Origin of the sequence: Rhizobium johnstonii 3841, assembly GCF_000009265.1 — a bacterium.
GTDB lineage: Bacteria > Pseudomonadota > Alphaproteobacteria > Rhizobiales > Rhizobiaceae > Rhizobium > Rhizobium acaciae.
This window is the reverse complement of record NC_008380.1, coordinates 2,753,774-2,778,232: the sequence shown is the minus strand read 5'-3', so window position 1 is coordinate 2,778,232 and position 24,459 is coordinate 2,753,774. Positions and strand designations below refer to the sequence as shown.

The 24,459-nt window shown below is 61.8% G+C and carries 23 protein-coding genes; 13 read left to right on the top strand and 10 right to left on the bottom strand.

The features are described 5' to 3' along the window. Positions 1–114: 114 nt before the first annotated feature. Positions 115–2,769: an alanine--tRNA ligase gene (alaS, locus tag RL_RS13610; RefSeq protein ID WP_011652179.1), complete on the top strand. Its 2,655-nt coding sequence runs from the start codon at positions 115–117 to the stop codon at positions 2,767–2,769. Positions 2,770–2,863: 94 nt separating this feature from the next. Here alaS and RL_RS13605 read toward each other — a convergent pair whose 3' ends face one another. Continuing rightward, positions 2,864–3,496 carry a LysE family translocator gene (locus RL_RS13605; protein ID WP_028741244.1) on the bottom strand — a complete coding sequence of 211 codons (633 nt, stop codon included), beginning with the start codon at positions 3,494–3,496 and terminating at the stop codon, positions 2,864–2,866. Between the two features lie 128 nt (positions 3,497–3,624). Here RL_RS13605 and RL_RS13600 point away from each other — a divergent pair, with 128 nt between their 5' ends. After that, positions 3,625–4,476 (top strand): AraC family transcriptional regulator, encoded by an 852-nt coding sequence (locus tag RL_RS13600; protein WP_011652177.1) that lies wholly within the window; start codon positions 3,625–3,627, stop codon positions 4,474–4,476. 59 nt (positions 4,477–4,535) lie between these two features. On the opposite strand, the gene RL_RS13595 is transcribed toward RL_RS13600, so the two are convergent. The 3 genes from RL_RS13595 to RL_RS13585 form a co-directional block, all read right to left on the bottom strand. After that, positions 4,536–5,162 carry a glutathione S-transferase family protein gene (locus RL_RS13595; RefSeq protein WP_011652176.1) on the bottom strand — a complete coding sequence of 209 codons (627 nt, stop codon included), beginning with the start codon at positions 5,160–5,162 and terminating at the stop codon, positions 4,536–4,538. A 77-nt stretch (positions 5,163–5,239) separates the two neighbouring features. After that, entirely contained in the window at positions 5,240–5,686 is a 447-nt protein-coding gene (locus tag RL_RS13590) for a GNAT family N-acetyltransferase (protein WP_011652175.1), read from the bottom strand. 71 nt (positions 5,687–5,757) lie between these two features. Beyond that, positions 5,758–6,969 (bottom strand): NADP-dependent isocitrate dehydrogenase, encoded by a 1,212-nt coding sequence (locus RL_RS13585; RefSeq protein ID WP_011652174.1) that lies wholly within the window; start codon positions 6,967–6,969, stop codon positions 5,758–5,760. 188 nt (positions 6,970–7,157) lie between these two features. On the opposite strand from RL_RS13585, the gene RL_RS13580 reads away from it, so the two are divergent. The 11 genes from RL_RS13580 to RL_RS13530 all read left to right on the top strand — a co-directional run bounded on the left by RL_RS13580 (position 7,158) and on the right by RL_RS13530 (position 18,979). Further along, the gene (locus RL_RS13580; protein WP_011652173.1) at positions 7,158–7,685 is read left to right on the top strand and encodes a hypothetical protein; all 528 of its coding nucleotides are present in this window, start codon (positions 7,158–7,160) and stop codon (positions 7,683–7,685) included. A 95-nt stretch (positions 7,686–7,780) separates the two neighbouring features. Continuing rightward, complete coding sequence (locus RL_RS13575; protein ID WP_011652172.1) at positions 7,781–9,820, top strand: FUSC family protein; 2,040 nt, start codon at positions 7,781–7,783, stop codon at positions 9,818–9,820. Positions 9,821–9,824: 4 nt separating this feature from the next. Next, a complete protein-coding gene (locus tag RL_RS13570) occupies positions 9,825–10,655 on the top strand; it encodes an RNA methyltransferase (RefSeq protein WP_011652171.1) in 831 nt (276 codons plus the stop codon). Beyond that, a complete protein-coding gene (gene murI, locus RL_RS13565; RefSeq protein WP_011652170.1) occupies positions 10,636–11,439 on the top strand; it encodes a glutamate racemase in 804 nt (267 codons plus the stop codon). The genes RL_RS13570 and murI overlap by 20 nt, the downstream gene beginning before the upstream one ends. Before the next feature lie 96 nt (positions 11,440–11,535). Continuing rightward, entirely contained in the window at positions 11,536–12,711 is a 1,176-nt protein-coding gene (locus tag RL_RS13560; protein ID WP_028741245.1) for an MFS transporter, read from the top strand. Between the two features lie 209 nt (positions 12,712–12,920). Continuing rightward, complete coding sequence (locus RL_RS13555; RefSeq protein WP_011652168.1) at positions 12,921–14,435, top strand: ATP-binding protein; 1,515 nt, start codon at positions 12,921–12,923, stop codon at positions 14,433–14,435. A 224-nt stretch (positions 14,436–14,659) separates the two neighbouring features. Then, positions 14,660–15,277 carry a 30S ribosomal protein S4 gene (rpsD, locus tag RL_RS13550; protein WP_003540107.1) on the top strand — a complete coding sequence of 206 codons (618 nt, stop codon included), beginning with the start codon at positions 14,660–14,662 and terminating at the stop codon, positions 15,275–15,277. Between the two features lie 102 nt (positions 15,278–15,379). Beyond that, positions 15,380–16,309 carry a glutaminase gene (locus RL_RS13545; RefSeq protein WP_011652167.1) on the top strand — a complete coding sequence of 310 codons (930 nt, stop codon included), beginning with the start codon at positions 15,380–15,382 and terminating at the stop codon, positions 16,307–16,309. Positions 16,310–16,369: 60 nt separating this feature from the next. Beyond that, complete coding sequence (ttcA, locus tag RL_RS13540; protein ID WP_011652166.1) at positions 16,370–17,239, top strand: tRNA 2-thiocytidine(32) synthetase TtcA; 870 nt, start codon at positions 16,370–16,372, stop codon at positions 17,237–17,239. A gap of 47 nt (positions 17,240–17,286) precedes the next feature. Further along, on the top strand, positions 17,287–18,114 hold the full coding sequence (locus RL_RS13535; RefSeq protein WP_011652165.1) for an inositol monophosphatase family protein: 828 nt from the start codon (positions 17,287–17,289) through the stop codon (positions 18,112–18,114). Between the two features lie 40 nt (positions 18,115–18,154). Then, positions 18,155–18,979: an inositol monophosphatase family protein gene (locus tag RL_RS13530; protein ID WP_011652164.1), complete on the top strand. Its 825-nt coding sequence runs from the start codon at positions 18,155–18,157 to the stop codon at positions 18,977–18,979. Between the two features lie 23 nt (positions 18,980–19,002). Here RL_RS13530 and RL_RS13525 read toward each other — a convergent pair whose 3' ends face one another. The 6 genes from RL_RS13525 to RL_RS13500 all read right to left on the bottom strand — a co-directional run bounded on the left by RL_RS13525 (position 19,003) and on the right by RL_RS13500 (position 24,458). After that, positions 19,003–19,476: a GNAT family N-acetyltransferase gene (locus tag RL_RS13525; RefSeq protein ID WP_011652163.1), complete on the bottom strand. Its 474-nt coding sequence runs from the start codon at positions 19,474–19,476 to the stop codon at positions 19,003–19,005. 74 nt (positions 19,477–19,550) lie between these two features. Continuing rightward, positions 19,551–20,417 (bottom strand): alpha/beta hydrolase, encoded by an 867-nt coding sequence (locus tag RL_RS13520; protein WP_011652162.1) that lies wholly within the window; start codon positions 20,415–20,417, stop codon positions 19,551–19,553. 77 nt (positions 20,418–20,494) lie between these two features. Beyond that, positions 20,495–21,775, bottom strand: a complete 1,281-nt coding sequence (locus RL_RS13515) for a multidrug effflux MFS transporter (protein WP_011652161.1) — start codon at positions 21,773–21,775, stop codon at positions 20,495–20,497. A gap of 35 nt (positions 21,776–21,810) precedes the next feature. Continuing rightward, a complete protein-coding gene (locus RL_RS13510) occupies positions 21,811–23,016 on the bottom strand; it encodes a multidrug effflux MFS transporter (protein WP_032992516.1) in 1,206 nt (401 codons plus the stop codon). A 137-nt stretch (positions 23,017–23,153) separates the two neighbouring features. Then, on the bottom strand, positions 23,154–23,489 hold the full coding sequence (gene grxD, locus RL_RS13505) for a Grx4 family monothiol glutaredoxin (protein ID WP_003540084.1): 336 nt from the start codon (positions 23,487–23,489) through the stop codon (positions 23,154–23,156). Positions 23,490–23,633: 144 nt separating this feature from the next. Further along, complete coding sequence (locus tag RL_RS13500) at positions 23,634–24,458, bottom strand: c-type cytochrome (protein WP_011652159.1); 825 nt, start codon at positions 24,456–24,458, stop codon at positions 23,634–23,636. Between the last annotated feature and the right edge of the window lies 1 nt (position 24,459).

The window sequence follows — 24,459 nt, the reverse complement described above, 5'->3', positions numbered from 1 at the left end:
CATTCCTGATGAGAATGCGGCCGGTTTTGTTTGTCTGCTGGACAGCGGCGGGGGTGAACGTTAAAAGCCGATGAATTTAAATTACCTGCCTCCGGCAGCATTGAAGGGCATAGCATGAGCGGTGTGAACGATATCCGGTCGACCTTCCTCGACTATTTCAAGAAGAACGGCCATGAGATCGTTCCGTCGAGCCCGCTCGTGCCGCGCAACGACCCGACGCTGATGTTCACCAATGCCGGCATGGTGCAGTTCAAGAACGTCTTCACCGGCCTCGAAAAGCGTCCCTATTCGACGGCGACGACTTCGCAGAAATGCGTGCGCGCCGGCGGCAAGCACAACGACCTCGACAATGTCGGTTATACTGCACGCCACCTGACCTTCTTCGAGATGCTCGGCAACTTCTCCTTCGGCGACTATTTCAAGGAGAATGCGATCGAGCTTGCCTGGAAGCTCGTTACCGAAGGCTTCGACCTTCCGAAGAACCGTCTGCTGGTGACCGTCTATTCCGAGGACGAGGAAGCTGCGACGCTGTGGAAGAAGATCGCCGGCTTTTCCGACGACAAGATCATCCGCATCTCGACCTCCGACAATTTCTGGCAGATGGGCGATACCGGCCCCTGCGGCCCGTGCTCGGAAATCTTCATCGACCAGGGTGAGAATGTTTGGGGCGGCCCTCCGGGCTCACCGGAGGAAGATGGCGACCGGTTCCTGGAATTCTGGAACCTCGTTTTCATGCAGTTCGAGCAGACCGAGCCTGGCGTTCGCAACCCGCTGCCTCGCCCGTCGATCGATACCGGTATGGGGCTGGAGCGCATGGCCTGCATTCTGCAGGGCGTTCAGAGCGTGTTCGACACCGATCTCTTCCGCACGCTTATCGGCACCATCGAGGATACGATGGGCGTCAAGGCTGAAGGCAGCGCCAGCCACCGCGTCATCGCCGACCACCTGCGCTCCTCGGCCTTTCTGATCGCCGACGGCGTGCTTCCGTCGAATGAGGGTCGCGGTTATGTGCTGCGCCGCATCATGCGCCGCGCCATGCGCCATGCGCAGCTGCTCGGCGCCAAGGAGCCGCTGGTCTACAAGCTGCTGCCGACGCTGGTGCAGCAGATGGGCCGCGCCTATCCGGAACTGGTGCGCGCCGAGGCGCTGATCTCGGAAACGCTGAAGCTCGAGGAAAACCGCTTCCGCAAGACGCTGGAACGCGGCCTGTCGCTTCTGTCGGACGCGACGACGGATCTTGCCAAGGGCGATATGCTGGATGGTGAGACCGCCTTCAAGCTCTACGACACCTACGGCTTCCCGCTCGATCTGACGCAGGATGCACTGCGTGCCCGTGAGATCGGCGTCGACATCTCCGGCTTCACCGATGCGATGCAGCGCCAGAAGGCCGAAGCCCGCTCGCACTGGGCCGGTTCCGGCGAGAAGGCGACGGAAACCGTCTGGTTCGAGCTCAAGGAAAAACACGGCGCCACCGAATTCCTCGGCTACGATACCGAGACGGCCGAGGGTGTCGTGCAGGCAATCGTCAAGGACGGCGCTGTCGCTGCCGAGGCGTCGGCCGGCGACAAGGTGCAGATCGTCGTCAGCCAGACGCCGTTCTACGGCGAATCCGGCGGCCAGATGGGCGATACCGGCGTGATCTCGTCCGACCACGGCAAGATCGAGATTTCAGATACGCAGAAGAGGGGCGAAGGCCTGTTCGTGCATCAGGGTACGGTCGTCGACGGCGTGTTCAAGGACGGCGATGCGGTCGTGCTGACGGTCGATCATGCCCGCCGTTCGCGGCTGCGCGCCAACCATTCTGCGACCCACCTGCTGCACGAGGCGCTGCGCGAAGTGCTCGGCACCCATGTTGCCCAGAAGGGTTCGCTGGTCGCGCCCGAGCGCCTGCGCTTCGACGTTTCGCATCCGAAGCCGATGTCGGCCGAGGAGCTGAAGATCGTCGAGGATATGGCAAACGAGATCGTGCTGCAGAATTCGCCGGTTACCACGAGGCTGATGAGCGTCGACGATGCGATCGCCGAAGGCGCGATGGCGCTGTTCGGCGAGAAATACGGCGATGAAGTCCGTGTCGTGGCGATGGGCGAGGGCGTGCGTGGCGCGAAGGCCGGCAAGCCCTATTCGATCGAACTCTGCGGCGGCACGCATGTCGGGGCCACTGGCCAGATCGGCCTGATCCGCGTTCTCGGCGAAAGTGCCGTTGGCGCCGGCGTTCGCCGTATCGAGGCCGTCACCGGCGAATCGGCGCGGGAATATCTGGCCGAACAGGATGAACGCGTGAAGACGCTTGCCGCCTCGCTGAAGGTGCAGCCGGGCGAAGTGCTGTCGCGTGTCGAAGCGCTGATGGACGAGCGCCGCAAGCTCGAAAAGGAACTGGCTGACGCCAAGCGCAAACTCGCCATGGGCGGCGGGCAGGGCGGTTCGGTCGATGCCGTGCGCGAAGTCGCCGGCGTCAAATTCCTCGGCAAGGCGATTTCGGGCGTCGACCCCAAGGATTTGAAAGGTCTTGCCGATGACGGCAAGACCAGCATCGGGTCCGGCGTCGTTGCCCTCGTCGGCGTGTCCGACGACGGCAAGGCAAGTGCTGTCGTGGCGGTGACACCGGATCTCGTGCAGCGCTACAGCGCCGTCGATCTCGTCCGCATCGCCTCGGCCGCCCTCGGCGGCAAGGGCGGCGGCGGCCGCCCCGATATGGCGCAGGCCGGCGGCCCCGACGGATCGAAGGCCGATGAAGCGATCGAGGCAGTTGCCGTAGCACTTGCCGGCTGAACTACCGCCTGACAACAGTTTGAAATTTAAACCGGCTGCGAGATCATGGATTTCGCAGCCGGTTTTGTTTTCAGCGACCGTGGTCACTCGATGTTCAGCTTCGCGGCTGCAATGCCAGGCGGCAGGCGAGCCCGGTGAAGACCGTTGCCAGGATATATTGCGGCAACTTCGGGAAACGCCTCGTCGATTGGAGTCTCGAACGGATCGTGCTTCCTAGGAAAATCACGGCGCCATTCACGACGAGGCCGATGCCGTTCAGGATGCTTGCAAGTATCAGCATCTGTACCGTCAGAGATCCTGCTGACGCATTCACGAATTGCGGAAAGAGCGCCATGACGAAGAGCGCCATCTTCGGATTGAGCAGATTGGTGGCAAGGCCCGCAGAGAAGATACGCCGGCCCGACAGTCGCTTCAGCGTCGATGCCGGCTGAAAGGCGATGCCTTCCGAGCGGACCGTCTTGTAGGCGAGATAGAGAAGATAGCAACAGCCGGCCCAGCGCACCGTCTCATAGGCGGCCGGCACGGTCATGAAGAGCTGCGACAGCCCAAAGGCTGCGGCAATGGCGTGGCAATAGGTGCCGAGCGCGATGCCGGCATAGGTCAGGAAACCGGCAGCGCGTCCCTGGCTGATGCTGCGAGAGGCGATCAGCAGCATGTCGGGACCGGGCGTGGCGGTCAGCACCAGCGCTGCGGCGGCAAAGAGCATTAATGTTGAAAAATCCGGCATCTATCATTCCTTTTGAGTTCGAGCCGGAATTCCGGTCTACGCAGGATTCGCCGAAGGTTCAAGTCCGCAGGATTTGTCAAATCGGGTTATGGTTCTCTCAAGCCGATCGATTTGCACGAGGTTCCGACATGAATGGCGACACGGCATGGGCACTTTATGAAAACCGTCTTAGACGGGTTTCGGCCTATATTCACGACCACCTCGACGAGGAGCTGGATATGGAGCGCCTTGCCGAGATTGCCTGCATGTCGAGCTATCACTGGCACAGGATCTACCGGGCGATTTACGGCGAGACGCTGGCGGCCACCGTCAAGCGGCTCAGGCTGCATCGTGCGGCGGGCGAGATCGTCCGCACGGAGCTTGCCGTCAGCGAAATTGCGAAGCGATCAGGCTATCCCAATCTCCAATCCTTCAATCGTATCTTCAAGTCGGTCTACGGCATGCCGCCGGCCCGCTATCGGAAAGAGGGAAGCCACACAGCCTTCGAACCCTCACCTGACGGAAAGACCAAAGCCATGTTAGACGTTACCATACGCGAGATCGGGCCGATCGAGTTGATCGGCGTTGCCCATACCGGCTCCTACATGCAGATCGACAAGGCCTTCGAGACGCTGTTCGGCACGCTTTATGCCCGCGGCCTTGCCAAGCCCGACATGCGGATGATCGGCGTCTATCTCGACGATCCCGATCTTGTGCCGGAGAAAAAGCTGCGCTCGATAGCCTGCGTCACCGGCGCTGCCGAAGTGCCGGCGGCGGCACCCTTCGAGCGGCGCACGATCGAGGGCGGCGATTATGCGGTGCTGCGCCACAAGGGTCCCTATGCCGACATGTCCAAGTCCTATCAGTGGCTCTTTGCCGATTGGCTGCCGAAATCCGGCCGGCAGCTGAAGGACGGGGTCATGTTCGAGGAATATCTCAACAATCCGCGCGAGGTGTCGCCGACCGAGCTTCTGACGGATATTCACATGCCGCTCGTATGAAGTCATCGATCGGCGGCGCGGCGGATCTGCCGCGCCGCCGGGGACGCTTAGCACTTCTCTCAGGCGGCCTGCATTGTCTTGATGGCTTCGTCATCAAGGGCGTTGGCCCGCTTGTAGGCCTCACGCTGGCTGATGCGGCCGACATAGTCGAGGAAGGCCTGGCGTCTTTCGATGCCGCCGAATCCGATGCCCCAGCCGATATGGGAGCCGACATAGACGTCGGCGGCGGTGAAACGCTCGCCGGTGATGTAGGTCGAAGCGGAGACGGCTTTCTCGAGTGTGTTCATGACGTCGCCGAAACCGCCGCACCCGGCCATGCGCAGCCGCTCTTTCGGAATTTCGAAGCCGAGAGCCTTCATCGTCACCGCCGATTCGAGCGGGCCGGCGGCAAAGAACATCCAGCGGTAATAGCGGGCGCGCTCCTCCTGCTTCGGCGCCAGGGCCTTTTCGGGGAAGGTCTCGGCTAGATAGGCGCAGATCGCCGCGCATTCGGTGACGATGGTGTCGCCGTGGCGGATTGCCGGCACCTTGCCCATCGGATTGACCGCGAGATATTCCGGCGCCTTCATGGTTTCGCCGAAGGTCAGGAGTTCGGTGCGGTAAGGCTGGCCGATCTCCTCCAGCATCCAGCGCGCGATGCGGCCGCGCGACATCGGGTTCGTATAGAATACCAATTCTTCTGTCATGACGTCCTCCTCGTGTTGCCGTTATTTGGTCCCACGGAATCAATAGCGCAGCGATGGCCGCCTGCAAGTCCCGACCGTTAGAGCGCCTTGCGATATTGGATGAAGCCGGAGCGCTCGGCGATCCTGTCATAGAGCCGGCGGGCCGTTGCATTGGTCTCGTGGGTCATCCAGTAGAGCCTGCCTGCGCCGTTGGCGCGTGCGAGGTCGGCGACGGCCTCGATCAATGCGGCTCCGGTGCCGAGCCCGCGCTGGCTATTGTCGACATAGAGATCCTGCAGGTAGCAGGTCCATTGCGGCAGCCAGCAGGAGCGGTGAAAGATGGCATGCACGATGCCGACAAGACGGCCGTCTTCGTCGAAGGCGCCGAGTGCATGCATCGGTTCGTCAGGATCGTGGAAGCGAGCCCAGGTGAGATCGGTGGTTTCTGGCGGAATGACCACTTCGTAGAAGCGCTGATAGGCCTCCCACAAGGGTTCCCAAGCGGCGCGGTCCGAGGATTCGAGCGGTCGCAGGATGGCCGTCATCGGTTCATTCTCCCAAAATGAAAACGGCGGGGAGATCCCCGCCGCTTCGATGTTATCTCGGAAAGGCCGGCTTACGCCATGGCCTTCTGCAGGTTCTGGTCGATCTTGTCGAGGAAGGCGGTGGTCGAGAGCCACGGCTGGTCGGGGCCGATCAGCAGCGCCAGGTCCTTGGTCATGAAACCGGATTCGACGGTGTCGACGCAGACCTTTTCGAGCGTCGCGGCGAAGCGGGCAAGCTCGGCATTGTCGTCGAGCTTGGCGCGGTGCGCTAGGCCGCGGGTCCAGGCGAAGATCGAGGCGATCGAGTTCGTCGAGGTTTCCTGGCCCTTCTGGTGCTGGCGGTAGTGGCGGGTGACCGTGCCGTGAGCGGCTTCGGCTTCGACCGTCTTGCCGTCGGGCGTCAGCAGAACCGAGGTCATCAGGCCGAGCGAGCCGAAGCCTTGAGCGACGGTGTCGGACTGGACGTCGCCGTCATAGTTCTTGCAGGCCCAGACGTAACCGCCCGACCACTTGAGCGCCGAGGCGACCATGTCGTCGATCAGGCGGTGTTCGTAGGTGATGCCGGCTTCCTTGAACTGATCCTTGAATTCGGTCTCGTAGACTTCCTCGAAAATGTCCTTGAAGCGGCCGTCATAGGCCTTGAGGATGGTGTTCTTGGTCGACAGATAGACCGGCCACTTGCGCATCAGGCCGTACATCATCGAAGCGCGGGCGAATTCACGGATCGATTCGTCGAGGTTGTACATGGCCATGGCAACGCCGGCGCCCGGTGCGTTGAAGACTTCCTTCTCGATGACTGTGCCGTCTTCGCCGACGAACTTGATCGTCAGCTTGCCCTTGCCGGGGAACTTGAAATCGGTGGCGCGGTACTGGTCGCCGAAGGCATGGCGGCCGACGACGATCGGCTTGGTCCAGCCGGGAACCAGGCGCGGCACGTTCTTGCAGATGATCGGTTCGCGGAAGATAACTCCGCCGAGGATGTTGCGGATCGTGCCGTTCGGGCTCTTCCACATTTCCTTGAGGTTGAATTCCTTGACGCGGGCTTCATCCGGCGTGATCGTCGCGCACTTGATGCCGACGCCGTACTTCTTGATGGCGTTGGCGGCATCGACGGTGACCTGGTCGTTGGTGGCGTCGCGGTTTTCGACCGAGAGGTCGAAATAGTCGATGTCGAGGTCAAGATACGGATGGATCAGCTTATCCTTGATGAGCTGCCAGATGATGCGCGTCATTTCATCGCCGTCGAGATCGGCGACGGGATTGGCGACCTTGATCTTGTTCATGTATCTGCCTCGTTCGAGCTTCAATGGGGACCGGCGTCCCGGGTGGGTGATGTGATGAGGAGCGCTATAGCATTGTGATCAGGGAACGCAAAGCTGCAAGGGGCTCGACAATGCGTTTTTGCCGCCATTGCCAAGTGCTGGAATTTGGCTAGTGTCCGCCTCGATCTGCCGCCCCCGGACATTCGAGCATGAAGACATTCGCCGTTGTTATCGTAAGCCTTATCGCCTTTTCCGGCATCGGCCATGCCGCCGACATTACCGCTCCCGTGAGGGAGATCATGGAGGCGACCAAGAGCAATTGGGCCGACAATAACAGCGATTGGACCGACATTTTCGATGCGAGCCGGCTCGACCATCTCTACAGCCGCGATTTCGTCGCGAGATACCAGGCGGCGGCGCAGTTTCCTGCCGTCGACGACGACGGCATTTCGCCCTTCGACTACGACGTCATCGTCAACGGCCAGGATGCCTGCCCGCTGGAGGATCTGACGATGGCGGCAGCGCCTGTGGTCGACGGCGTGGCCGAGGTGACGGTGCGCTTCCGAAAATCCGCCTGCTCGGACGCTCCTGACGCCAAGGATTATACGACCGTTCATTTCCTCGTGGTCGAAGAAGGCGGCAAACCCGTCATCGACGATATCGTCACCGAGAATATCGAGACGCAGGCACGCGATTCCCTGAAGGCGACGATGGCGCTGATTGCCAAAGGCCAATAGGCGCGCGACATTCGAGAGCATCGGGATTCGATCTCGGGCGGTTTGATTTCCGCTCTTGCGGCGGTATCTGTCGATCTGGGCGGCATGAGGGGCGTTTGCATTTGTTTTCCGGTTTTCAGTTCCGCGACTGGCTGCTTGCAAACGATCCGGCGCTTTCGCGCCTGCGCATGGCTTCGCGGGTGACGCTGACGATCGTTTTCTCCTTCTTAATCCTCCTCGCCATCCAGATGTTCATCGTGCCGTTGCCGACGGCGGCTTTCGGTCTTGGCATCGTGCTATCGATCGAGGGCGGGGTGGCTGTTCGCGACAAGGGCAATGCGCGACAATTGGTGACGCGGCTCTTCGGTTGCGTCGCAAGCCTTGGCGTTGTCGCCATCGCGGCGGGCCTTGAGGATCGCCGCTTTCTCTCCGATCTCGTCTTTCTGGTGGTAATCGCGCTCGCATCGGCGGGCCGCGTGTTCGGGCCGCGCGGTTTTGCAGTCGGCATGTTCGCCTTCACCTCCTATTTCATGGGGTCCTATTTCCGGCCTTCTCTTGCCGAGCTGCCAGCGGTGGCGATCGGCCCCGTCGTCTCGGTGCTCGTTGGCCATCTGGTGAGAGCCGTGCTCCTGCCGGACGACTGGCGGCGCGACCTGCTGCGCTCGCTCGAAAGCGTGCGCGGCCGGATCAACCAGATCCTCTTCAAGCTCGCCACCCTTGCCGGTGGCGCCGAGATCGGCGAAGCCGACCGGCAGGAGCTGCGCCAGCTGGAAGAGCGGCTGAAGGAAGTGGTGTTGATGGCGGAGACCTTCATTCCACGCCCGCCCGGCGGGGTTTTCGATGCCGCCGCGGATCCCGCCGCAGAGCTGGCGATCCGGCTCTTCGATGCGCATCTCGCCGCCGAGAGCGCGATTGTGCTGAGCTTTCAGAGCCCGCCGCCTTTTGCGCTCGTCCATGCGGTGATCGAGGCGGATGCAACCCAGCTTGCACCCTATAGTGCCATGGCGGAAGCCATCAGGGACGAGCCTCAGGGCGAAACCGTGCGGGCGCTTCTCTGGCTCGGCGAGGCGCGGCAGCAGCTGACGCAGGCGATCGCCGAGGGGCAGGCCTCCGGCTTTGCCGGCATTGATGTCGTCAAGGACACTGCGCAGCCCGAAAGGATCGACTTTTCCTTTGCCAATCCGCTGCTGCGCTCGGCACTGCAGATCACGCTCTCCTCGGCCCTTGCCATGGGCTTCGGCCTGCTTCTGTCGCGCGACCGCTGGTTCTGGGCGGTGCTTGCCGCCTTCCTGGTTTTCACCAACACCAATTCGCGCGGCGACACGGCGATGAAAGCGCTGTCGCGGTCGCTGGGCACGGTGTTCGGGATCGCCATCGGCCTCGTGCTGGCGACGCTGATTTCGGGTGAGCCTGTCATCGCCATTCCTGTCGCCGGCATCTGCATTTTCCTCGCCTTCTATTTCCTGCAGGTCTCCTACGCGACGATGACCTTCTTCATCTCGATTGTGCTCTGCCTGGTCTATGGCATGACCGGGGTGCTGACGCTCGATCTCCTGCAGCTGCGCATCGGGGAGACCTTGATCGGCGCGGTGGCCGGAACGGCGGTCGCCTTCCTGGTCTTTCCCGCACGCACGCGGGGCGCGCTTGATGCAGCACTCGCCCGCTGGTTTCAGGCGCTGGACGAGTTGTTGAGCGCGATCGGCGAAGGCAAGAGCGGTTTTGCGCTAATTACGCTGTCGCAGAAGATCGATGCCTGCTACCGCGACGTGACGGTTGCTGCCAAGCCGCTCGGCTCCTCCTGGTCGGTGGTGACGCGGCCGGGCCAGATTCGCCAGACGCTGGCGATCTTCCTCTCCTGCACCTATTGGGCGCGCATCCTGGCGAAGAGCTACGCAGCATCGGACGAGGCCGACGAGCTGAACAGGCTGATCGCCTCGGATCTGGCGCTGATGAAGGATGCGGCCGCGCAAGGCTCGACCTGCTTCTTCATCGAGCGCAAGGCATCGCGGACGACAGGACGGCATCTGCCGCTGTCGCGCGAGGGCGCCAGATTGGGGCTCGAAATGATCGGTTCGGCATTGGAAAGGCTCTATCCGCAGGCTGATGTCTTGCCGTTTGCACCGGGCGAGGTTATTGCGCGCTCGAAACAGGGATAGAACCATGGCAGGCACGAACAGCGAGCGTCAACTTCTGGCCGAAGGGCCGGCCATCATTTTGGTCGAGCCGCAGATGGGCGAGAATATCGGCATGGTGGCGCGCGCCATGGCGAATTTCGGCCTTGCCGAGCTCCGCCTCGTCAATCCGCGCGACGGCTGGCCGAACGAGAAAGCACTGGCGACCGCCTCCAAGGCCGATCACGTGATCGAGGAGACCAAGGTCTACGATACGCTGGAACAGGCGGTCGCCGATCTTAATTTCGTCTATGCGACGACGGCGCGCGAGCGCGATGGCTATAAGCCGGTCCGCTCGCCCGTCATCGCCGCTGAGACGCTTCGGGCGAGGTTCCGCGCCGGCGAGGGCACCGGCATCCTCTTCGGGCGCGAGCGCTGGGGGCTGACCAACGAGGAGGTGGCGCTTGCCGACGAGATCGTCACGTTCCCCGTCAATCCTGCTTTCGCCTCGCTGAACATCGCCCAGGCGGTGCTGCTGATGTCCTATGAATGGATGAAATCAGGCATGGAGGATCTCGGCGCTGTGCCCTTCCAGGCGATGGGGCAGACGCCTTCGACCAAGGAACAGCTGTTCGGCCTGTTCGACCAGCTGGAAGAGGCGCTCGATGCGCGCGGTTATTTCCATCCTGCCGGGAAAAAGCCGAAAATGGTCGACAATCTGCGCGCTGTCTTATCCCGCCGAGCCTTCACGGAGCAGGAAATCAGCGTGTTGCGCGGCGTCATCTCCTCCCTCGACCGCTTCTCGCGCAAGAGCCCGCGCGGCGGCCGGTTCCCGACAGCGGCCAAGGAAACACCGCCAGATGACAGCGCCGACGCATGAGCTGAAACCCGTCCTCGTCTTCGATTCCGGCATCGGCGGGCTGACCGTGCTGCGCGAGGCGCGCGTGCTGATGCCGGAACGCGGCTTCATCTATGTCGCTGACGATGCCGGCTTTCCCTATGGCGGCTGGGAAGAGCAGGCGCTGAAGGAGCGGGTGATCGGCCTCTTCGGCCGGTTGCTCGAAGAGCACGACCCGGAAGTCTGCATCATCGCCTGCAACACCGCCTTCACGCTCGTCGGTGCGGATCTGCGCGCCGCCTTTCCGCAGATGACCTTCGTCGGCACGGTGCCGGCCATCAAGCCTGCCGCCGAGCGTACACGCTCCGGCCTCGTTTCGGTGCTTGCCACCCCCGGGACGGTCAAGCGCGCCTATACGCGTGATCTCATCCAGTCCTTTGCGCAGCAATGCCATGTGCGGCTCGTCGGGTCGGAAAACCTGGCGCGCATGGCGGAGGCCTATATCCGGGGCGACGTGGTTTCCGATGAGGCGGTGCTGAGCGAGATCGACCAATGTTTCGTCGAGAAGGAAGGCCGCAAGACCGATATCGTCGTGCTCGCCTGCACGCACTATCCCTTCATGGCCAATCTTTTCCGCCGGCTTGCGCCTTGGCCGGTGGACTGGCTGGATCCGGCAGAAGCCATTGCCCGGCGGGCGCGCACACTCGTTCCGCAGATCGCCGATGCCGTTCACCCCGATAATTTCGACTTTGCCGTCTTTACATCCGGCAATCCCGACTTTGCGACGCGCCGACTGATGCAGGGTTTCGGTCTCAGCACGCGATAAGGCACTGCGCGCTTTATTTCACCGATGCCATCGCGCAAGATCTCCGCGGGGAATCGCGGGCGCGTGTTTGCCGCTCAAGACATAAAGGGATGCGCCGTGCCGCTGCAAAGACTTGTCATGCTGATCTTCTTTCTGCAGCCGATAGCCTTTGGCGCCTGGTTGCCGCGCATTCCTGATATCCAGGCGAAGCTTGAACTCGGCACCGCCGATCTCGCCTTCGCACTTCTGGGATTGCCGATCGGCACGCTGATCACCCTGCCGTTTGCCGGCCGCCTCGTCTCGCGCATCGGCGGGCGCATGGCGATCATCTATGGTTTCATCTTCTTTCTTGCCGTGGTTTCGCTTCCAGCCTTCGCGCCCAACGCCATGCTTCTATTCTTCGCCTTGATTGTCGTTGGGGTCGCGCTTTCGACGGTGGAACTCGGCATGAATGTCGAGGCCGATGTGACGGAGAAGGCGACGGGGCTGGTCATCATGAGCCGCTGCCACGGCTTCTGGAGCTTCGGCATCATGGCAGGCAGCCTGATCGGCGTTGGTGCTATAGCCATCGGGCTTTCGCCGCACTGGTCGATCCTGATAACGGCGATTATCATCCTGCCGGCTGCGCTGATTGCCAGCCTGCGCCTGCCGAAATTGCCGGAAAGTCACCATGCGGAGAATTCGCAGGCGATGACCGGCTTCAAGCTGCCCAGTCTTGCTCTGCTCGGGATCTGCGCCTTCGTCTTCGGCGTGACGATGACCGAAGGTGCGATCGCCGATTGGTCGGCGGTCTATCTCCGCGATGTCATGAATGCAGAAGGCGCGCAAACCGGCCTCGGCTATTCGGTTTTCGCTTTCATGGTTGCGGCGGGGCGCTTCAGCGGTGATTACATGAAGGGCCGTTTCGGCGCGGTTGCCATCGCCCGTGGCTGCGGCATCGCCTCGCTTGCCGGCATGCTCGTCGTTCTCCTTGCACCGGCGACGCCGCTTGCGCTACTCGGCTTTGCCGCAGTCGGTGTCGGCGTCTCGGTCGGGTTTCCGCTTGCGGTGACGGCCGTCGCTTCGCTGACTGACCGCCCGCCCGCTTCAAGCGTTGCGACGCTCTCCTTCGCAGCCCTGACCGGTTTTCTCATCGGGCCGCCGATCATCGGCTTTCTCGGCGAACTCCTGGGCTTGCGCGCGGGGCTTGCGGTCTTGCTGGTACCGCTTTTAGTCAGCCTGCTCTGCACACCTTTGCTGATTCCGACGCAGAAGGACATGGCGGGCGACCTCGTCGAGCGCGAGGCGGTGTGAAGCCTTATTTCTCTGGAGCGCCGTGCGTTCATTTGGACGCACGGCGCTCCATCTTCTTGAATCGACGCATCAGGCTTTCCGAAAATCGATTCCGATTTTCGGGCCGATGCTGTAGGGCTGGCTTTCCCTGTGGGTTCTTAAAGGTTTGTCGACAACAGTGCCTGCGAATCTGCTAGAGACGGGCCGGGAATTTGTAAGGGGAATTGGACGTGCAGGTTGGCATCGATATGGGACTGGCGTCCGGCGCTCCGGCGACGCTCGATATCGAGGAGCTGCTGGCGACACGTCTGCTCGTTCAGGGCAATTCCGGCTCCGGCAAATCGCATCTTCTCCGCCGTCTGCTCGAGCAATCGGCGCAATGGGTGCAGCAGGTCATCATCGATCCCGAGGGTGATTTCGTCACCCTCAGCGACAGGTTCGGCCACGTCGTCGTCGACGGTGAGCGCACAGAGGCGGAGTTGGCGGGCATTGCCAACCGCATCCGCCAGCACCGCGTTTCCTGCGTGCTGACGCTCGAAGGCCTCGATCTCGAAGACCAGATGCGCGCCGCCGCCGCCTTCCTCAACGGCATGTTCGATGCCGATCGCGAATACTGGTATCCGGTTCTCGTCGTGGTCGACGAGGCGCAGATGTTTGCGCCGTCGGTTGGTGGCGATGTCTCGGAAGATGCGCGCAAGATGTCGCTCGGCGCGATGACCAACCTGATGTGCCGCGGCCGCAAGCGCGGCCTTGCCGGCGTGATCGCGACGCAGCGGCTTGCCAAGCTCGCCAAGAATGTCGCGGCCGAGGCCTCGAACTTCCTGATGGGCCGCACCTTTCTTGATATCGACATGGCGCGTGCTGCCGACCTGCTCGGCATGGACCGGCGCCAGGCCGAGATGTTCCGCGATCTGAAGCGCGGCAATTTCGTCGCTCTCGGACCGGCGCTGTCGCGCCGGCCGCTGCCGATCCAGATCGGCGCGGTGGAGACCTCGGCGCGCTCTTCCAGCCCGAAGCTGATGCCGTTGCCGGATGCGCCTCAAGATGTCGAAGACCTGATTTTCACGCCCGATCCCGAGGAATTCCAGCGTCCGCTGGTGCGCCGCGCCGCGCCGGCGCCGCGGCCGACGACCGATATCCTGGCAGAACTCTCGCGATCGACGCCGGCAGCGTCAGCAGCACCGGTCGAGGCGAGGGCGAGCCAGGTGGAAGTCTCCGCCGAGGAGCGGGAGGAGCGCCTTGCCGGCGTGCTGGCCGAGATACTGGACGATCCGGCATCTGCCTTCCGCACCGATTCGGTGCTTTACCAGGACTTTCTGGTACGGCTGCGCATGCGCCGCGTACCGGGACCGCCGATTGCGCTGCCGGATTTCCGCCGGCGCGTGGCGATCTCGCGCTCCGGCGTCGATGCGGCAACGGCCGCGACCGATGCGTGGGCGACGGCGCTGTCGCTGTCTTCAGGTGTCACCGACGACCTGCAGGGCGTCTTCCTGATGCTCGCCAAGGCCGCCGTCTGCGGCGAACCGTGCCCGTCGGACGCCCGCATCGCCCGCGCCTACGGCACCCATTCCGCGCGCCGCGCGCGGCGCCTGCTTGGCTATTTCGAGGAGCAGGGCATCATCGTCGTGCACGCCGATTTTTCCGGCAAGCGTATCGTTGCTTTCCCTGATATGGACAACCAGACGGCGCCGGGCGACGCCAGCGCACCTGATGCTGGCGGGGACCAACGGCTGGCAGCGGAATAGTGGTGGTTTCGAGCTTTGCCGCTGTTGACAATTTCATGACGGCCCTCTAAAGACCGCCGCAAGCACCGGGCAGCAATGTCCGGTGTTTCATTTGACATGTCCCGTGGATCGTTCCTGTTCGCTAACCGGAACATCCTGTCAGGTCTTGGAAGAGACCAGAGGAGGGCGTGTTTCCTTCGTGCGGTTTGGCAACAAACCGTCATAAACCTTTGAAAGGAAATACGATGAGCAAGCGCGAATCGTCCAAATACAAAATTGACCGCCGTATGGGTGAAAACATCTGGGGCCGTCCGAAGTCCCCGGTGAACCGCCGCGAATACGGCCCGGGCCAGCACGGCCAGCGCCGCAAGGGCAAGCTTTCGGACTTCGGTGTGCAGCTGCGCGCCAAGCAGAAGCTCAAGGGCTACTACGGTGACCTGCGCGAAAAGCAGTTCCGCGCGATCTTCGCCGAAGCCGACCGCCGCAAGGGCGACACGTCTGAAAACCTGATCGGCCTGCTGGAATCGCGCCTCGACGCGATCGTCTATCGCGCCAAGTTCGTTCCGACGGTCTTTGCTGCCCGCCAGTTCGTCAACCATGGCCACGTCTCGGTCAACGGCGTGCGCGTCAACATCGGTTCCTACCGTTGCAAGGCCGGCGACGTCATCGAAGTTCGCGAAAAGTCGAAGCAGCTGGTGATCGTTCTGGAAGCTGTCAGCCTCGCAGAGCGCGACGTTCCCGACTATATCGAAGTCGATCACAACAAGATGGTCGCAACCTTCGGCCGCGTCCCGACGCTCAGCGACGTTCCGTTCCCGGTCGTCATGGAACCGCATCTGGTCGTCGAATTCTATTCGCGTTAATGCATTCGTCTCGCAGTCGAAACCGATTGCGAGACAACAGCATGCGTCGATATACGGAAAGCCGCTCTTTCGAGCGGCTTTTTTGCGATCTGGAGAGAAGCGATGGCAGATTTGCAGGCGACCCTCGATAGCATTTACGCCGATATCCAGCCGCGGATCGGCGAGGGCAAGGTCGCGGACTATATTCCGGAGTTGGCCAAGGTCGATCCGCAGCAGTTCGGCATGGCGATCGTCACCGTCGACGGCAAAGTCTATCGCGTCGGCAATGCCGATACCGCCTTCTCGATCCAGAGCATATCGAAGGTCTTTATGCTGACGCTGGCGCTCGGCAAGGTCGGCGAAGGCCTATGGAAGCGTGTCGGGCGCGAACCCTCGGGATCGGCTTTCAACTCGATCGTCCAGCTGGAGCACGAGAGCGGCATTCCCCGCAACCCCTTCATCAATGCCGGCGCCATCGCCGTCAGCGACGTCGTCATGGCCGGCCATGCGCCGCGCGAGGCAATCGGCGAGCTGCTGCGCTTCGTGCGTTATCTCGCCGACGACGAGTCGATCACCATCGACGACAAGGTGGCGCGCTCGGAAACGCAGACCGGATACCGCAATTTCGCGCTTGCCAACTTCATGCGCGCCTACCGCAATCTCGACCATCCGGTCGACCATGTGCTCGGCGTCTATTTCCATCAATGCGCGCTGTCGATGAGCTGCGAGCAGCTCGCCCGCGCCGGGCTGTTCCTGGCGGCGCGCGGCAGTAATCCAACGACCGGCCATTCGGTGGTCTCGCCGAAGCGGGCGCGTCGCATCAATGCGCTGATGCTGACCTGCGGCCATTACGATGGCTCGGGTGACTTCGCCTATCATGTCGGCCTGCCCGGCAAGAGCGGCGTCGGCGGCGGCATCTTCGCGGTGGCGCCGGGCATAGCCTCGATCGCGGTGTGGTCGCCGGGGCTGAACAAGGTGGGCAATTCACAGCTCGGCGCTGCGGCATTGGAGATGCTTGCGGCGCGCACCGGCTGGTCGGTTTTCGGCGATTGACGCTGTGTTGCGGGGCGGGTTTCTGCTAGAGCAAATGTGGAATTTCTGTAGGACGAAGCAATGAATATCGCAGCCAACATCGCCGATGATTTGGAAACCGGCGAAGCCGACACCAGCGGCCATGCGCTGTTTGCCGATGCACCGCGCTCGGTCTCCTTCAACAAGCTGCGCAAGCGGCTGCTGCGGCAGGTGCGCCAGGCCTTCGACGATTTCGACATGCTGAAGGGGCAGAAGCGCTGGCTGGTCGGCCTTTCCGGCGGCAAGGATTCCTACGGGCTGTTGGCGCTGCTGCTCGATCTCAAATGGCGCGGCCTGCTGCCGGTCGAACTCATCGCCTGCAATCTCGACCAGGGACAGCCGAATTTTCCTAAACACGTGCTGCCGGACTATCTCACCAAGATCGGCGTCCGCCACCGGATCGAATATCGCGATACCTATTCGATCGTGAAGGAGAAGGTGCCTGAAGGCGCCACCTATTGTTCGCTCTGTTCGCGGCTGCGGCGCGGCAATCTCTACCGCGTCGCGCGGGAAGAGGGTTGCGATGCGCTGGTGCTCGGCCATCACCGCGAGGACATTCTCGAAACCTTCTTCATGAATTTCTTCCATGGCGGCCGGCTCGCCTCGATGCCGGCCAAGCTTCTGAACGACGAGGGCGACCTGATGGTGCTGCGGCCGCTCGCCTATGCCGCCGAAGACGACCTCGCGAAATTCGCCGCCGCCATGCAATTTCCGATCATCCCCTGCGATCTCTGCGGCTCGCAGGACGGGCTGCAGCGCAATGCTATGAAGGATATGCTTGCCGATATCGAGCGGCGGATGCCGGGACGCAAGGATACGATGCTGCGGGCGCTTTCGCATGTGAACCCGTCGCATCTGCTCGACCCGAAACTCTTCGACTTTTCCACCCTTGGTGTCACCGATCCTTCATGAATGGCCGACTAAGCAGGCTGGCTATTGCATCAAGGACAGGATTTCGCATGACTATTTCAGATCAGGATATTCTCTTTCTCGGCGATTGCGTCCGGGAGGCGGCCCGCGCCGAGATCATGCCGCGTTTCCGCAATCTCGGCGCTGCCGATGTTTCGGAAAAGACTTCGGCAATCGATCTGGTGACGCAGGCTGACCTGCTTGCCGAACACCGGATCACCGCGGCGCTGAGAGAGCGCTTTCCCGCAGCACTCGTCGTCGGCGAGGAGGCTTATGACGCCGACCGGTCCGTCGTGCCCGCACTTGCCGATGCCGATCTCGCCTTCGTCATCGATCCTGTCGACGGGACGTTCAATTTCGCCGCCGGGCTTCCTGTCTTCGGGACCATGTTGGCGGTGACCGTCAGGGGCGAAACGGTCGCCGGCATCATTCACGATCCCGTTCTCGGCGATACAGTGACCGCGATCAAAGGGGCAGGCGCCTTTCTGACGCGTCGGGACGGACAGTCGACAAAGCTGAAGGTCGCCGAGCCTGCTAGCCTGAACCAGATGGTCGGTGGCATGTCGTGGGGGCATATGGATGAACCGGATCGCTCGCGTATCTGCGCCAACATGGCAAAGATCCGGATGACCTTCGCCTTCAACTGCTCGGCCTACGAATATTGGATGGTTGCCTCCGGCAAGCTGCATTTCATCGGCCATACGAAACTGATGCCCTGGGATCACCTGGCCGGGGTGCTCGCGCATCAGGAGGCCGGCGGCCATACGGCGAAATTCGACGGCACACCCTATCGCCCCGGCGAGACTGTCGGCGGTATCATCTCCGCGCCCGACAAGGAGAGCTGGCAGCTCATCCGGCGCGAGATCGTCGGCATCTGATTCAAGCTTCTCCTGAGAGACCTAAGCGTGAGGATTTGACATGACTTCGACTGTCGACGTGACCGTTCTTGCCGATCTGCTGCGCCGCGCGGCGAAGGCGGAAATCCTGCCGCGCTTTCGCCGGCTTGGTCAGGACGACGTGCGCGCCAAGAGCGAGGCCACCGATCTCGTCACCGAGGCCGATGAGCAGGCCGAGCGTATGATCAAGGCGGAAGCTGTGCAACTCTGGCCGAGCGCACTGTTCCTCGGCGAGGAATCGGTCGCGGCCGATCCTGATTTGCTCGGCAGCCTCGAACATGCCGATCTTGCGATCGTCGTCGATCCGGTCGACGGCACCTTCAATTTCGCCGCCGGCATCCCGGCCTTCGGGGTCATGGCGTCCGTTATCTCCGCCGGCGAGACGGTTGCCGGCATCATCTACGATCCGATGGGCGACGACTGGGTGATGGCGGAAAAGGGTGGCGGCGCCTGGCTGCGGCGGCCGGATGGCGGCGCCGAGCGGCTTTCGGTCGCAGCGCCCGTGGGATTGGAGCATATGGTCGGCATGGCCTCGACCGGCTACCTGCCAAAGGAGAAGCGCGCCGAGGTACTCGGCAATCTCGCCAAGGTGCGCTTCCTCACCAATTACCGCTGCGCCGCCCACGAATACCGCACCTTTGCCGGCGGCCATGTGCATTACCTTATGTACAACAAGCTGATGCCCTGGGATCACCTCGCCGGCACGCTGATCGCGAAGGAGGCAGGCGCCTATGCGGCACGCTTCGACGGCTCGCCCTACCTGCCGCATCATCTCGACGGCGGGCTGCTGATTACCCCCGACAAGGCCTCGTGGGACGTGTTGCGGAGTGAGGTTTTCACGGTCTGAACAACCGCTAGACCGGCCGCATATTACTGGTAGAGCTTTTCCATGAGAAAGTTTTCCAGGCCTTGCCCACGCTTCTCGGCGATTTGCTGTGTTATGACGCGGAAGCCTTTGCGCTCAAAAAACGGTCGGGCCGTTCGGCTGGCTTCGGCATAGATTCGGCTAACCCCCAGTTTCAGTGCTTCGTCTTCGACCCTGCTCAATAGCCGACTTGCGATTCCAAGCCCCTGGAACTCGGGGTGCACAAACATCATGTCCAGGCATCCGTCGCCGGTCAGGTCGGAAAACCCGACAGGCTGCCCGTCAAATTCTGCGATCCAGGCAGGCCTGCTTATCCTTCGCTCTGCCCAGAGCCCCTGATCTTCCACCTTTGCCCAAGCCTGTATTTCGGAGGGTGAGTAGTCTTTCGACGCGACCTCTCGAATGGCGCGCAGAAAAATTTCAATCGTCGCGTCCACGTCGCCTGGCGCGTAAGGCCTGATCAGAATTCGGTCGTCCATCGAGGGTGCCTTTCGCGAACTGCCGCGCCAATCCGATGGATTGAACCATCGATCAAATCCCTGCAGTCCTCACGCTATAGCATCTCAAGAATATGTTCCCACGCGAGTCGTCCCAATTGGGCGTCGGCCTCGTCACTTCCGCCATGAGCGCGCAGAGATGATCGGGGAGTCGTTTCGCCCGGCAGCAGAATGCGATGGCCCGCATCTTCTCCCAAGACAAGCTGGGTGAGTAAGCCCGAAGCTGCGCGCCTCCGAACAAGTGACGCGGCAAATTTGTCTGATGGCCAGAGCGCGTCATCGCATCCTGCTACGAGCAGAATTTCGGCATTCGTTTTCTCCAGAGGGATAGCCGCTGCGTCGATCTCAGACTGGTGCACCTGAAGGCACCGTTCGAACAGGCCCCGATAGGCGACCAGCTCGTCTCTGTACTCCCGCACCCATTCTGGGCCCGACGAAACAAAAGGAAGCGGCGTACCTCGCAACGTCCACGACGACCTTTCCGGCCAGCTAATGCCATCAAGCCCTGGACCAATATTTCCCCAGACGACTGAAGAAGGGCTCATTGCCACGACCGCGCTGATGCGCGGATCGTATACCGCTGTGAGCAGCGCAGCTTCGGCGCCTTTCGATGTCCCCACCAGGACGATGCGTTTACAACCGAGTTCGATCAAATAATCAGTGGCAGCGAAAAAGGTTTCCAGCGGCACTTCGCAAATGCCTGGCACCTGACCGTCGCCGCCGAACCAGCGAAGCGCTATGACCGTTGCCCCCTGGCTCGCAAACAACCTGGCGCGGGCCACATCGACCCGGCCACTGGAGCCGCCGAGTACAACAACGCCAGTGCCGGTATCCGGTTTGACTCGAAATATCTCACCCTGCAATGGCGGGGGGAGACGTTGATATCCTGCATCCAAAACCAGGCTCCTTCTTCCAGGGGGCATCCAGATTTAGGAACGTGCCGAGTTTGCCGTCTAATGCAATGCCGCCGGGGACCAACCGCTCCGGCAGACTTTCCATTTCAGAAGTGAGCAGCACCCGGATCGAGCTGCGGGCTGTCGCCGGGGTGGGTGAAGAGCTTACCGTTTTCCGCCCAGAGGGTGGCTGCGATCGTCACCGCGCCGAAGAGCGCGAAGCCGCCGAAGAGCGGCTGCACCGTGCCGTTGAACATCTGACCGACCAGGCCGCCGAGGATGGCGCCGGCCGTCGTCGAGACGAAGCCGGTGATGGCGGTCGCGGTGCCGGCGAGATTACCCATCGGCTCGAGGCTGATGGCGGTGAAATTGGTGGCGATCAGGGCAAACATCATCAGCACGATGGTGAAGATACCGTAGGCAATGGCGAAATCCGGCTTGCCGGCCAGCGAATAAAAAAAGCCGACAGCCGACAGCGCCGTGAAGATCAGCAGGGCGGCGTGCGAGATACGGCGCATGCCGAATTTGCGGACGAAGAAGCCGTTGGCGAAATTGGCGACGGCGATGCCGCCGGCTGTGGCCGCAAAGGCGATCGGCAGCCAGTCGCCAAGGCCGTAGACCTCGCCGAAGACCTGCTGCACCGAGATCACATAAGCGCTGATGACGCCGGTGAACATGGTGAGGCCGATCATGTAGCCGCAGGTGATGCGGTTGGTGAGCACGGTCTTGAAGCCATCCACGACAGAGGCGACCGACAGCGGCAGCCGCTCTTCCGGCGGCAGCGATTCCTTCAGCCGCAGGAGAGCCCAGACGAACAGAATGGTGGCGATGATGCCGAGCAGGATGAAGATCCAGTGCCAGTTGGCATAGAGGATGATGAGTTGGCCGACGGATGGGGCAACGATCGGCACGATCATGAAGACGATCATCACATAGGACATGACACGGGCCATTTCGCGGCCACCGAAGCAGTCGCGCACCATGGCCATAGTGGTGATACGCACGGCCGCGCCGCCAATACCCTGGACAAAACGCATGACGAGCAGCATTTCGAAGCTGCCGGTCGCTGCGGCGGCAAACATTCCGACAATATAGCAGGCCAAGCCGCCGAGCAGGATGTTGCGGCGGCCGAACGTATCCGAAAGGCTGCCGAAGAAGATCTGCGAGACGCCGAACCCTAAGAAGAACACGCCGATGATCAACTGCGCGTCGTTGGTATTGGTGACGCCGAGGGAATGGCCGATATTGGGCAATGCCGGCAGCATGCTGTCGATCGCCATAGCAACGCTGGCGGTCATGATGGCGATGGTAACGACGAATTCGCCAAAGCCCATGCCGATGCGGCGGGAGCCCTGGTTTTCCTGGTGCGGTTTATGCGGCGGCGTCATGTGGTGAAATCCCGGATGCGAATGAGGTCGGCCGTTCAGACGGCTGGGTTCTGCGATTGGAAGAGGCGGCCCTTTTCGGCGATCAGCACGAAGATGAGCCCGATGATCGACACGACGAAATAACCGGCGACCATCGGCAGCGCAGTGCCGTCGAAGGCCTGGCCGATGCCGGCGCCGATGATGGCGCCGCCGACCGTGCTCATGAAGCCGAGGACGGAGGAGGCGGTGCCGGCGACGTGGCCGAGCGGCTCCATGGCGAGCGAATTGAAGTTCGAGCCGATCCAGCCGAACTGGAACATGGAAAGGCCGAAGAAGGAGATGAACAGAGCGAAGGGCATCGGTTCGGTGCTGGCCATCTGGACGATCAGCCAGATTGTGTTGATGGCGATGAAGCCGATGAGCGAGCCGTGCGACAGGCGGCGCATGCCGAGCTTGCCGACGAAGCGCGAATTGAAGAAGGACGACAGCGACATGAAGATCGCCACGCCGGCAAAGGCGAACGGGAAATAGACGCCGAGATCGTAAATGCCGACATAGACCTGCTGGGCCGAATTGATGAAGCCGAACAGCGCGCCGAAGATGAAGGTGCTGGCAATGGTGTAGCAGAGCGCGACGCGATTGGTCAGCACCAGCTTGAAGGCGCCGAAGATCGAGCGGGCGGTGAAGGGCCTGACATTGGCGGGATGCAGGGTTTCCGGCAGGCGTAGATAGGCCCAGACGGCGATACCAGTCGCCATTGTGGCGATGAAGAGGAAGATCAGGTGCCAGTTGCCGAAGAACATGACGATCTGACCGGTGCCGGGCGCAATCACCGGCACGATCATGAAGACCATCATGATCAGCGACATGACTTCGGCCATCTGCCGTCCGCCATAGATATCGCGGACGATGGAGATGGTGATGACGCGGGTGGCCGCCGAGCCGATGCCCTGGACGAAGCGCAGCACCAGCAGGCCGGCGAAGGAGGGGACGAAGACGATGCCGATGGCCGAAACGATATAGACGACAAGGCCGAACAACAGCGGCGTGCGGCGGCCGAAGCGATCGGAAAGTGGTCCGTAGAAAAGCTGGGCGCAGCCGAAGCCGAGCAGATAGGAGGAGACGACGAATTGCCGGTGGTTCTCGCTCTCGACGCCGAGGCTCGCGCCGATCTGCTGCAAGGCCGGGAGCATGATGTCGATCGCCAGCGAATTGATGGCCATCAGGAAGGCTGCGAGCGCGATGAATTCTCGCTTGCCCATGGGCAGGCGGCCCGCGGACACGGCTTGTGAAGAATCTGTCACAATGAAATTCCCATAAACAGGTCAAGGCGCTGCTGGCCGCAGCGCCTCGAACTCAAGAAACAGATTTGGAAACCGGGCGGACGTCCGGTGACCGGTCAGGAGGCGGCGCGCACCGCGATGCCATTTTCCTGGAGATGCTGCTGCAGTTCACCAGCCTGGAACATTTCCCGGACGATGTCGCAACCGCCGACGAACTCGCCCTTTACGTAGAGCTGCGGGATCGTCGGCCAGTTGGAATATTCCTTGATGCCCTGGCGGATTTCCGAATCGGCGAGCACGTTGACGCCCTTGTAGTCGACACCGATGTAATCGAGAATCTGCACGACCTGCCCGGAGAAACCGCACTGCGGAAACTGCGGCGTGCCCTTCATGAAGAGGACGACGTCGTTGGTCTTGATTTCGTTGTCGATGAATTCGTGAATGCCGCTCATGGGACCTAATCCTTTCAACAGGCGGGTTAAAGGCCCACCGTTTCAATCGTTGCCTTTAGATAGCATGCGACAGCAGGAATTCCAGCCGCCCGAACCAAAAAAAGACCAATTCGAGCAGGCCGCTGCCGGGTTGTTGCCGTCGCGTTACGGTCGGCGGGCGAGATAGATCTGAATCTGTTCGATTTCAGGATCGGTGAAGTGGCTGAAATCCCACTGTGAAACCTGCGTCATCACGCCGAGATCGCGGCCGCCGACACCCTTGCCGGTGCGCAGCAGAGTCTTGAAATCGGCAGCCGAATAGGATTGCGCCAGCGGCTTAAGCGCCGGCGCCAGGAAGGCTTCCGACTGCTTTGCCGTGTCGAGATTGTGGCAATGGCTGCAATCGGTCCTGAAGGCATATTCGCCGATATCGGCCGGGCGCGTGGCGGCGGCAGGGGCGATGACGGCGGGCACCAAATCGGCTTCGAAGGGGATCTTGTCGAGCGCCAGGCCGATTCGCCCGAGCGGCCCCCATTGCGTCGTTCCAGCCACCGCATCTGGAAGCTGTTTCAGACTGCGCAGCCAGGCAATGATCGCCGCCATGTCGTCATCGGTGATATTGGCGAAGTTGCTTGCCGGCATGATGAAGACAGCGGTGCCGTCTTTCTTGATGCCGTGGCGGATGAGGCGCACGAGTTCAGCATCGCTGTACATCGGCACGAAGCGGGTCAGGTTCGGCGCGACAATGCGGCCGACGCCCGGCTCGTCGATCAGCACGTTGCCGGCATCATGATGACAGCCGCCGCACATTAGCGTGCGGGCGCGGCGTTCGGCTTCTTCGGCAGACAGCGTCGTCTTGACGGTGAAATCGGTCGCCGCAATCTCGTAAGTCCTGGAAAGGCGCATCTCCGAAAGGGCATAGATGCCGGCGACGGCGATGAGACAGACCGCGACGACGGTCGCGAGAGTGATTTTCAGAATGCGTTTCATC